The sequence below is a fragment of the Fusobacterium sp. genome (genome assembly GCF_029258315.1).
Classification (GTDB): Bacteria; Fusobacteriota; Fusobacteriia; order Fusobacteriales; family Fusobacteriaceae; genus Fusobacterium_B.
On the sequence record NZ_JARHZE010000034.1, the window covers coordinates 1 to 11,296 of the forward strand.

Below are 11,296 nucleotides of genomic sequence, written 5' to 3' on the forward strand. Positions count from 1 at the left end.
TGGAAAGCTCCTAATTTAAAGTTATTTAATTCAATAACTGATTCAACACCTTTATCACTTTGGTTAGTATACTCTCCTGATAAATAGTTTTTACTTAACATTAATTTATCTTGAACATCTAAAAGCCCTTGACCTCTTTCTAATATCTGAGCATTTAAGTTAGTATATTCTTTTGATGATATATCATATCTTCTCATTGACATTCCACCACTTTCTTCAAAAAGAATATATAAATTATCCAAATCTTGTGTCATTGATGTATAACCATCAACCTTTCCTTCCATAATTTGAATAGTCTTTCCTGTGTTTGTTGTTATAAATAATCCATTTCTTCTAGCTGGTTTATCTTTAGTATAACTCACTAAATAAACTTGATCATTTAATGCTAATGAGTTGCTTTCGCATTGTGCTATATCGTCTGGTATAAAGTTTTCTTCTACTCTTTCCCAAGTTTTTCCAAAATCACTAGTCGCATAAACAACTCTTTTCTTTGTCTCTCTACCTGTTTCTGGTTTCATAGCCAAGTAAATTTTTCCATTGTGATGAAAAATGTTAGACTCAGATGATATATCAGGTTTTCCTTCTGCTCCAACAGGATAATTTTCAGGTCTTAAAACAGCTGTTTCCCATGTATTTCCACCATCTTTACTATACATAAAACCTGATGTACAGGTAGTACTGCTATCATCTTTATGATGCCAAGCTTGAATAGGCATATATATAACTCCATTATATGTCATTCCACTTCCTGGACCTTGTAAAATATACTTATATCCTTCTGGAACTAAATCTTTCATACTTTGACCTTTATCCCAAGTAACTCCACCATCTTTTGAAGTATACATATAGAAATCAAAATTTCCATTTTTATCTCCAATCCACTTATCATTTCTATATCCAAATAAAAAAGTTTTTCCTGTATTAGGATCATGAACTATAGCTGGATCTGAAATCCCTTTATTCCCTTCTGTTCCTAAGTCAGAACCAACCCAATTATCTTTTTCTTGATAATCAATCCATGTATTTCCACCATCATGAGACACTTTTATTCCAAAATCTATTTGTTGTCCCTGTCCCATATCTCCCCAGTGATTATGTCTATGATCTCCTACTGCAATTAAAGTTCCTTGCGATGTGGATGTTATTGCTGGTATTCTATAATAGTTTCCATTGTTAGGTTTATCTTTTTCAAAAATAGCCATTTTTTCATTCCAACCATCTCCAGCCATAGCTCCTGTTGCTAATGCACAAAATAATGTAAGTAATGTAAGTTTTTTCATAAATCCTCCTAGAAATATTTAGTATAAAATTTTACAAGTTTTTAGATGATTAATGCTTAATTTATGATGAAATAAAATTACCTTTTATTTCCGACATATTTTTTGTACTCGAGAACAAAATAATCTTAACATATTTTTTTTATTTATGCAATATTTTTTTAAAAAAAGTTTTAAAATTAAAATTATTGAAATATTTACGGTCATTAAAATTTAATAGATAAGGAAGAACTAGAGAAATTATAGCTAAAAATAAAATGTCTTTTTTTATAATTTTCTTTTAATAAATTTATATATTACTAGACAGAAAAGTTTTACCGTGATAAAATATCCTGTGATAAAAATAAATTTAAGGAGTATATAATGAAGATAGATAGAGAAAAAACTCTTGCTCTTTTAAAAGAAAATTTTCAAGAAAAGAAAGTTACAAAATGTATCTTTTCTAATATGAAGGGGGATTATGAATATACAAAAATTATAATCAAGCCTCTTATGATAAAAAACAATTTTCTATACCAATTTGAGCAATTTAAAAATAATAAAGCATATCATATAAATATCACTGTTGAGGAGGCTATTGAAAAACTAGCTGATATAGTTGATAATTTTTATCAATATGTATTATTTACCACTGAATATGATATACAGATAATCAAAGGAAAAAAAGATTTTAATATGAAATCAGCTTGTAACGCTAAAGAGATTTGTTCTTTAGAACACAATAAAGTAAAAAAATATATATTGGAAGATGGTAAACCAGTTCCTTTTCTTATTAAACTTGGAATAATGGGAGAAGATGGAAAAGTCTTTAAAAAAAGCTATGATAAATTTAGACAAATAAATAAATATTTAGAATTTATAGATGATACTATAAAAGAATTAAAAAATAAAAAATATATAGATACTCATATTAAAGCAGTGGATTTTGGTTGTGGAAAATCTTATCTTACTTTTGCTTTACACTATTATCTAAAAAATATACAAAATATGACGTTTGAAGTTATTGGTCTGGATTTAAAAGAAGATGTAATAGCCCACTGTAATCAAATAGCTAAGGAATTAAATCTTGAAAATATAGAATTTTTAACTGGAAATATAAAAGATTTTAATAAATTAAAAAATGTTGATATGATATTCTCTCTTCATGCTTGTAATAATGCCACTGATTATTCACTATTGAAAGGTATGGAGTTGGATGCTAAAGCAATTCTTGCTGTTCCTTGTTGTCAGCATGAATTTAATGAAAAAATGTCAAAAAATAAAAAAAGTGAATTTTTCAGCTTTGAAAATCCAATAGGAAAGCATGGGATACTTTTAGAAAAGTTTGCCTCAATAGCAACAGATGCTTTTAGAGCACAAGCTCTTGAACTTTGTGGATATAAAACTCAAGTTATGGAATTTATAGATATGGAGCATACTCCTAAAAATATTCTAATAAGAGGAATAAAAGACAAAGTTAATCAAGCTAATTTAGAAAAAAAATTAAAAGAATATGAAGTTTATAAAAGTTTCTTAGGAATTAATCCAATATTAGATGAACTTTTAAAACCATATTTTAAAATTTAGGGAGATATAATGGAAATAATAAAAGAAATTATTGTGGTAGAGGGAAGAGATGATATCACAGCAGTTAAAAGAGCAGTCAATGCTGAAGTTATAGCAGTTCATGGATTTTCTGTTAAAAAAAATCTAGAAAGAATTGAAAAGGCCTATCAAAATAGAGGGATTATTATCTTAACTGATCCAGATTTTGCTGGACTTCAAATAAGAAGAATTATAAAAGAGCGTTTCCCAGAAGCAAAACAAGCTTATATAAATAGATGGGAAGGAAAAAAAGATGGGGATATCGGTGTTGAAAATGCCTCTCCTGAAGCTATTCTAAAAGCTTTAGAGCTTGCAAAATGTGAAATGGTAACAAAAGAAGAAAACTTTTTTATAAATGATCTTATGGATCAGCATTTAGTAGGTCATCCTAATTCTAAATTTTTAAGAGAAAAATTAGGAGAGAAGTTAGGCATAGGATATTCTAACGGAAAACAACTCCTTTCAAAACTTAATAACTATGGGATAAGTAGAGAAGAGTTCTTTAAAGCTATGGAAGAAATTTTTGAGGAAAATAAATAATTTTGTTGACAAACAAAAAAAATTATGATATTATTCTGTCAATAAAATTTTTGGAGGTGTAAAAATGTTAAGGACAATAAGATTTAGGAAATATTTACAATTAAATATTTTTAGAATTTTAATGTGCCTAAATCTTTTTATATCTTTTGAAAAAGGGGAGAAGTGTATTTTATTTTAATATGATTTACCTTATCCTATAGTTTTTTTATATAGCAAAGTATAAACAGATTCACATTAAAATGTGAGTCTGTTTTTTATTTTTTGAAAATTTTGAAAGGGGGAGTTGGAAGATATAATCTTCCACAAATAATTATGAAAAAGAGTTTTAAATTTTTATTAACTGCATTTACAATTTTAGCAATTGTTGGATGTAATGGAAAGCAAGATACAAATAAAATCTACAAAGTAGGTACAACAGCTGAATACCCACCATTTGAATATTTAGATAATGGAAAAATAGTAGGTTATGATGTTGATGTAATTGAAGAAATTTCTAAAAAAACCGGTATTAAATATGAATGGCAGGATATGAATTTTGATGGACTTATCGCAGCTCTACAAACAAAAAAAATTGATATTGTAATAGCAGGTATCAGTTCAACACCAGAAAGAGAAAAAGTAGTTAATTTTTCTATTCCATATCATGAAGCAAAAACAGCTTTTCTAATGAACAAAGATAATCCAATGACTATGGACAATTTAGAAGGGAAAAAATTTGGTGTAGATTTAGGAACAACTAATGAAACCACTGCAAGAAGTATAAAAGGAGCTAATGTTGTAGCTTTTTCATCAACTGGTGGAACTTTAATAGCCTTAAAAAATAAAAAAGTAGATTGTTTAATCATTGATGAGACTGTTGCAGAGGAATATATAAAAAATAATCCTGAATTAGCTGTTTTTGGATATGGTCCAGGTGAAGGAAAATCAATAGCATTTAATAAAGATGATGAAAAATTAAGAGATGATTTTGATAAAGCTCTAGAAGAATTAGAAAAAGATGGAACATTAAAAAAATTACAAGAAAAATATAAAATATAAATAAAAAATGAGGAGAAGTGATAAATATGTTTAAAAATATAATAGTTAGAAAGCCTAGCAAATCTATATCTGAAGGAATAACATCAGCACCACAATTAGGAAAACCAAATTATGAAAATGCCTTAATTCAACATAATAATTATATTGAAACTTTAAAAAAATGTGGAGTAACTGTTGAAGTTTTAGATGAGTTGGCTGATTTTCCTGATTCTTGTTTTGTAGAGGATGTGGCAGTGGTTACTGCTAAATGTGCAATAGTTACAAATCCTGGAGCAAGTTCTAGAAACAAAGAAACACTATATATAGTTGATACTTTAAAAAAATATTTTGACGAAAATGATATTCATTATATTAAATTTCCAGGGACTCTTGATGGTGGAGATGTTATGATGGTTGGTAATCATTTTTATGTTGGACAATCAGCTAGAACTAATTCAGAAGGGATAAAACAATTTATAGAAATTTTAAATAAATATGGTTTTAGTGGAAGTGAAGTTACTTTAGAAGAAGTTTTACATTTAAAAACAGGGGTTAATTATATAGAAAATAATACCCTTTTGGTATCTGGTGAATTTATAAATAAAGAAGATTTTAAAGATTTTAAAAAAATTATAGTTCCTGAAGATGAAGCATATGCTTCTAATTGTATTTGGGTAAATAATTATGTAATTGTTCCTAGTGGATATCCAAAAGTAAAAAAATTAATAGAAGATGCTGGTTATAAAGTTATATGTACAGATACTTCTGAGTTTAGAAAAATAGATGGTGGATTAAGTTGTCTTTCATTAAGATTTTAACTCTAGTTTAAAAGTTTTAATTTTATAATCATTATAATTTTATAAAAAATATAAATTATTTCTTAACTTTTTTAAAAAAAAAGTGTATACTATATTTAGAAAATATTAAAAATAATATTTTTTAAATATAGTCAAGGAGGGATAATTATGAAGGTAATCATTGTTGGTGGTGTTGCTGCTGGAATGTCTGCAGCTGCAAAATTTCGTAGACTAGATAAGGACTCTACTATTTTAATTTATGAAAAATCTGATATTATTTCTTGGGGAGCTTGTGGTCTTCCATACTATGTTGGAAACTTTTTTGAAAATTCTGATATGATGAAAGCTCGTACTATTGAAGATATGAAAAAAGTAAATATAGATGTTAAAATAAATCATGAAGTAATAAAAGTTGATCCTAATAAAAAAACTATTCAAGTTAAAAATTGGGAAACTGGTGAGATTTTTGAAGATAATTATGATAAATTAATGATATCAACAGGAGCTCACTCAATACTTCCACCTATAAAAAATATTGATGCAAAAGGAGTATTTACTTTAAAAGAATTTTCCGATGGATTAAATCTAAAAAAAGAGATGGATAAAGAAGAAAATCAAAATATAATAATAGTTGGAGCTGGATATATAGGGCTTGAACTTTTAGAAGCTTGTGTTAATCTTAAAAAGAAAAATATAAAGGTTATTCAACTTGGTGACAGAGTTTTAGCTGAAAGTTTTGATAAAGAAATAACTGATATTATGGAAGAGGAAATAAGAAGTCATGAAGGGGTAGAATTATTACTTCAAGAGATGGTTCTAGAGATAATAGAAAAAGATGGAAAAGTTATTGGTATTAAAACTGATAAAAATGAGTATAGAGCTGATTTAGTTGTAATTGCTACAGGAGTAAGACCAAACACAGAATTTTTAAAAGATAGTGGAATAAATATGTTAAAAAACGGAGCTTTAATCATAGATAAATATGGAAGAACAAATATAGAAGATATCTATTCTGGTGGAGATTGTGCTAGTGTTTATCATATGATAAGTAATGAAGATGTATACATTCCTCTTGGCACTACTGCTAATAAAATAGGAAGAATTATTGGAGAAAATTTAGCTGGATTAAATAGTGAGTTTTGTGGAACATTGGGATCAGCAGCTATAAAAGTTTTGGATCTTGAAGCTGGTAGAACAGGTATAAGTGAAAAAGAAGCAATAGCTAAGGGACTAAATTATAAAACTTTATTTATGAAAGATAAAAATCATGCTGGTTATTATCCTGGTGAAGAAGATATTTATATAAAATTAATTTATGATGTTGATACTAGATTAATTTTAGGAGGACAAATAATTGGAAAAAGTGGAGCAGTTTTAAGAGTAGATGTAATATCAACAGCTCTTTATTCTAAATTAAAGGTAGATGACCTTAGAAAAATAGATTTTTGTTATGCTCCTCCATTTTCAAATGCTTGGGATGCTTTAAATGTAGCAGGTAATTTAGCAAAATAAATTTAATTTTTTATAATAATAGCTACTAGATATTTTCTAGTAGCTATTTTCATTTTTTAATAAAATATTTTGACAAATTTAAAAAAATATGTTAGTATTAATTTTGTCAAAAGAATAATAAAATAACAGACAGTTCATTTGTACCATCCTGTCTATAAACAAAACTAGGGCTTTTTTTTATTACAATTTTTTGGAATAGACTCAAAAAGTACTAGGGTATTTTTTGAGTTTTTTTATTTTAGGAGGAAAAATTTAATGTATACTTTAATTACCGAAGCTAGCTTTGATAGTGCACATTTTTTATCTGGATACAATGGAAAATGTAGAAATATTCATGGGCATCGTTGGACAATAAAATTAGAAATTTTTGATAATTTTTTACAAGAAAGTGGACATTTAAGAGGAATGATATTGGATTTTGGAGATATAAAAAAAGATTTAAAAGATTTAGCTGATTATCTAGATCACTCTCTTATTATTGAAAGAGGTACAATGAGAGATTTAACTCTTAATGCACTAAAAGAAGATGGCTTTAGAATCATAGAGATTGATTTTAGACCTACTGCTGAAAATTTTTCTAAATATGTCTATGACTATTTTAAAAATAAAGGATTAAAAGTTAAAAAAATAAGTGTTTATGAAACACCGAATAATTGTGCAACATATAGTGAGGAGTAATAATATGGAAAAATATAAAGTTGTTGAAATTTTTGAAAGTATAAATGGAGAAGGTAGAAAAGCTGGACAATTGGCTATATTCGTAAGATTTCAAAAATGTAATTTAAATTGCAGTTACTGTGATACTCGTTGGGCTAATTCAGAGGATTCTCCTTATATTTCTATGAGTGCAGATGAAATATATAAAAGAATTTTAGAAAGTGGTATAACAAACGTAACTTTAACTGGTGGGGAGCCATTACTACAAAATAATATAGTTGAACTTTTAGAAAAATTAGCTGAAAATCAAGATTTAAAAGTTGAAATAGAAACTAATGGAAGTGTTAATCTTGAAAAATTTAGTAAACTAACAAATCCTCCATCTTTTACTATGGACTATAAACTTCCAAGTAGTTTAATGGAAGAGAGAATGGATTTAGAAAATTTTAAATATCTTACTGAAAAAGATACTGTTAAATTTGTATCTGGAAGTATGGAAGACTTAGAAAAAGCAAGATATATAATTGAAAAATACTCTTTAATTGGAAAATGTGGGGTATATATAAGCCCTGTTTTTGATAAGATTGAATTATCTGAAATTGTAGAATTTATGAAAAAATATAAATTAAATGGCGTAAATTTTCAACTTCAAATTCATAAAGTAATATGGGATCCAGAAAGTAAAGGTGTGTAATGATAGATAAAGTTGCAATAGAAAAACATATTCGTGGACTTTTAATAGCCCTTGGAGATAATCCAGATAGAGAGGGACTTATTGATACTCCTAAAAGAGTTGCTAATATGTACGAAGAAATTTTTGAAGGAATGAACTATACAAATGATGAGATAGCAAACCTTTTTAATAAAAGTTTTGAAATAAATAATAATTTAAATAGTGATGATATTGTAGTTATAAGAGACATTGAAATTTTTAGTTGTTGTGAACATCACCTAGCTCTTATGTATGACATGGTGGTTACAATAGCGTATATACCTAAAAATAGGGTTATCGGACTTAGTAAAATAGCTAGAATTTGTGATATGGTTGGAAAAAGATTACAACTTCAAGAAAAAATAGGAAGAGATATAGCTGAGATTATGAGTAAAATCATAGAATCAGAAGATATAGCTGTATTGATAAAAGGAAAACATAGTTGTATGACTGCTCGTGGTATTTCTAAAACTAACAGTTTTACAGAAACTTCTCTTTTTATGGGGAAATTTAAAGATAATTATAATCTACAAAATAGAATATATAATAAAATTTAAGGTGATAAAAAATGAAGATATTAGTTTTATTAAGTGGTGGAGTTGATAGTTCTACTTGCTTAGCTTTAGCTGTAAATAAATATGGAAATGAAAATGTAGTTGCTCTTTCAAGTTATTATGGACAAAAACATACAAAGGAACTTGAATCTGCTAGAAAAATAGCAAATTATTATAAGGTTGAACTTATTGAAATGAATTTAGCAAAAATTTTTGCATATAGTGATTGTTCCTTACTTTCTCATTCTGACAAAGATATTCCTCAAGGAACTTATGATGAACAATTAAAAAATAGTGATAGTGAAGTTATTTCTACCTATGTTCCTTTTAGAAATGGGTTATTTCTATCAACTGCTGCTAGTATAGCTCTTTCTAAAAATTGTGATATCATTTATTATGGAGCACACAGTGATGATGTTGCTGGAAATGCTTATCCAGATTGTAGTTTTGAATTTAATGAATCCATGAATTTGGCTATATGGCTAGGTAGTGGTAAAAAAGTAAAAATAGAGGCTCCCTTTGTAGGACTTCATAAGAGTGATATTGTAAAAAAAGGACTTGAATTAAATCTTCCTTATGAATTAACTTGGAGCTGTTATGAAGGGGAAGAATACTCTTGTGGAAAATGTGCTACTTGTATTGATAGAGAAAAAGCATTTTTAATAAATAATTCTGTAGATCCTTTAGTAAAAATAAGAGAAGCCAAATAAAATTTAAATAAAAAATATAAAAAAGGAGGTTGTATAAGTAAATATTTTATATATTTACTATACAAGAATAATATGAGAGATTTAAGCGATTTAACACTATTAGGAAACCAAAAAGTAAAATATCCAGATAATTATGCACCAGAAATTTTAGAAACTTTTGATAATAAACATCCAGATAACGATTATTTTGTAAAATTTAATTGTCCTGAGTTTACAAGCCTTTGCCCTATCACAGGACAGCCAGATTTTGCAAATATAATTATATCTTATGTACCAAATATTAAAATGGTAGAAAGTAAATCATTAAAACTTTATCTTTTTAGTTTCCGTAATCACGGAGATTTTCATGAAGATTGTGTAAATATTATAATGAAAGATCTTATTAAATTAATGGATCCTAAATATATAGAAGTTTGGGGAAAATTTACTCCAAGAGGTGGAATTTCTATAGATCCATATTGTAATTATGGAAAAAAAGGAACTAAATGGGAAGAGATTGCAAATCATAGATTAGCAAATCACGATATGTACCCTGAAAAAGTTGATAATAGATAGAATCTTATTATAATTTTTCTATTTTGAATTTTATAATTTTTCTTTTTTACGATAATATGATATAATATTTAAAATAAGAAAATTTATATAAATATAGGAGGATATAATATATGAAGAATTGCATTTTAATTGGAGTAGCTGGTGGTAGTGGTAGTGGAAAAACAACTGTTGCCAATAATCTTGTAAAAGCTTTTAAAGCTGAAGATGCCACTCTAGTTGAACAAGATGCTTATTATAAAGAACTAACTAATATGACTCTTGAAGAAAAAGCTAAAGTAAATTTTGACCATCCAGATTCTATTGAATTTGAACTTTTAAGAAAACATATTTTAGCATTAAAAAATGGTGAATCTATTGACAGACCTATCTATGATTTTACTACTCATTCAAGAAAAGAGGGAAGTGTAAAAATTAATCCATCTAAAATTATTATTGTTGAAGGAATATTAATTTTTGCTGTCCCTGAAATAAGAGAACTTCTTGATGTTAAAATATTTGTAGATACAGACGCTGATGAGATGATACTAAGAAGAATAGAGAGAGATATGAATGAAAGAGGTAGAAGTTTTGAATCTGTAAAAAATCAATATCTTACTACTGTAAAACCTATGTACTTAGAATTCTGTGAGCCTAGTAAACGTTATGCTGATGTAATTATCCCTAGAGGTGGAAAAAATAAAGTTGCCATTGATATGGTAGTTAGTAATTTAAAAGGTTATTTAGAAAAAAATAAATAGTAAAATAAAAGAGAGCATAAAAATTTTGTACTGCTCTCTTTTTTAATTTCTAATATATTTTTTATAAAAAATTTTTTTATACTATCTTCTTTTTAATCAAATAGATCTCTTTGTACATTGAAAAGAGTGAAATCTCTATCTAATTTTTGTAATTGTCTATAATAATCATCTGTAATTTTTTTATATTTACTTTTTATTTCCTCTTTTTCTTTTTTAGTTTTAGCTTTTTCTAATTTTTTCACTGCTTCCCCATATACTGCTTCTCTTTTGTTTAATATTTCTTTATATTCTTTTCTTTTTGGAATATCTGATAAATTTCTGTGTACATCAAAAGGTAAACATACCGTATCTATTGCTATAGAGCCTATATAATCCACAGCAAGTATTGGAATCCCTATAATTGAATGAGTTAAAACAGATTTATACATTTTAATAGTTTCAGAATCTTGAACAGTTAATGTTGGAAAATATGGCATCTCTTCATATCTTCCAGGAGACTTTGTACTAGAATACTCACCTCTTTTATTAAGTGAGATACATCCTACCAATAATAATGATATTAAAGCTATACTTATTTTTTTCATAAATTTCTCCTTTTATATTTTATAATATTAAAGATTTATACTTGGTTTATGTGTTTCTGT

The 11,296-nt window shown here is 26.9% G+C and carries 13 protein-coding genes; 11 read left to right on the forward strand and 2 right to left on the reverse strand.

Going from position 1 to position 11,296, the window contains the following annotated elements; all coding sequences use genetic code 11:
- Nucleotides 1-1,280 (reverse strand): sialidase family protein (locus Q1J48_RS02425; protein ID WP_300360917.1); only part of this gene is annotated, 1,280 nt, incomplete at its 3' end.
- Between the two features lie 366 nt (nucleotides 1,281-1,646).
- Here Q1J48_RS02425 and Q1J48_RS02430 point away from each other — a divergent pair.
- The 11 genes from Q1J48_RS02430 (at nucleotide 1,647) to udk (ending at nucleotide 10,652) form a co-directional block, all read left to right on the forward strand.
- Nucleotides 1,647-2,843 carry a class I SAM-dependent methyltransferase gene (locus tag Q1J48_RS02430; RefSeq protein ID WP_300360940.1) on the forward strand — a complete coding sequence of 399 codons (1,197 nt, stop codon included), beginning with the start codon at nucleotides 1,647-1,649 and terminating at the stop codon, nucleotides 2,841-2,843.
- A 9-nt stretch (nucleotides 2,844-2,852) separates the two neighbouring features.
- A complete protein-coding gene (gene rnmV, locus Q1J48_RS02435) occupies nucleotides 2,853-3,401 on the forward strand; it encodes a ribonuclease M5 (RefSeq protein WP_300329623.1) in 549 nt (182 codons plus the stop codon).
- A gap of 312 nt (nucleotides 3,402-3,713) precedes the next feature.
- Nucleotides 3,714-4,439, forward strand: coding sequence for a basic amino acid ABC transporter substrate-binding protein (locus Q1J48_RS02440; protein WP_300360920.1), 726 nt, complete (start codon nucleotides 3,714-3,716; stop codon nucleotides 4,437-4,439).
- Between the two features lie 26 nt (nucleotides 4,440-4,465).
- On the forward strand, nucleotides 4,466-5,236 hold the full coding sequence (locus Q1J48_RS02445) for a dimethylarginine dimethylaminohydrolase family protein (protein WP_300360923.1): 771 nt from the start codon (nucleotides 4,466-4,468) through the stop codon (nucleotides 5,234-5,236).
- Nucleotides 5,237-5,377: 141 nt separating this feature from the next.
- Nucleotides 5,378-6,727: a CoA-disulfide reductase gene (locus Q1J48_RS02450; RefSeq protein WP_300360945.1), complete on the forward strand. Its 1,350-nt coding sequence runs from the start codon at nucleotides 5,378-5,380 to the stop codon at nucleotides 6,725-6,727.
- Nucleotides 6,728-6,982: 255 nt separating this feature from the next.
- On the forward strand, nucleotides 6,983-7,405 hold the full coding sequence (locus Q1J48_RS02455; RefSeq protein ID WP_300360926.1) for a 6-pyruvoyl trahydropterin synthase family protein: 423 nt from the start codon (nucleotides 6,983-6,985) through the stop codon (nucleotides 7,403-7,405).
- A 4-nt stretch (nucleotides 7,406-7,409) separates the two neighbouring features.
- On the forward strand, nucleotides 7,410-8,078 hold the full coding sequence (gene queE, locus Q1J48_RS02460) for a putative 7-carboxy-7-deazaguanine synthase QueE (protein WP_300360929.1): 669 nt from the start codon (nucleotides 7,410-7,412) through the stop codon (nucleotides 8,076-8,078).
- Nucleotides 8,078-8,653 (forward strand): GTP cyclohydrolase I FolE, encoded by a 576-nt coding sequence (folE, locus tag Q1J48_RS02465; protein WP_300360931.1) that lies wholly within the window; start codon nucleotides 8,078-8,080, stop codon nucleotides 8,651-8,653. The genes queE and folE overlap by 1 nt, the downstream gene beginning before the upstream one ends.
- Nucleotides 8,654-8,664: 11 nt before the next feature.
- Nucleotides 8,665-9,360, forward strand: coding sequence for a 7-cyano-7-deazaguanine synthase QueC (gene queC / locus Q1J48_RS02470; protein WP_300360933.1), 696 nt, complete (start codon nucleotides 8,665-8,667; stop codon nucleotides 9,358-9,360).
- Between the two features lie 72 nt (nucleotides 9,361-9,432).
- Nucleotides 9,433-9,915, forward strand: a complete 483-nt coding sequence (gene queF, locus Q1J48_RS02475; RefSeq protein WP_300360935.1) for a preQ(1) synthase — start codon at nucleotides 9,433-9,435, stop codon at nucleotides 9,913-9,915.
- A gap of 110 nt (nucleotides 9,916-10,025) precedes the next feature.
- Nucleotides 10,026-10,652, forward strand: a complete 627-nt coding sequence (gene udk, locus Q1J48_RS02480) for a uridine kinase (RefSeq protein WP_300360937.1) — start codon at nucleotides 10,026-10,028, stop codon at nucleotides 10,650-10,652.
- Between the two features lie 92 nt (nucleotides 10,653-10,744).
- On the opposite strand, the gene Q1J48_RS02485 is transcribed toward udk, so the two are convergent.
- Entirely contained in the window at nucleotides 10,745-11,236 is a 492-nt protein-coding gene (locus tag Q1J48_RS02485) for a YceK/YidQ family lipoprotein (protein WP_300328148.1), read from the reverse strand.
- Nucleotides 11,237-11,296 lie beyond the last annotated feature (60 nt).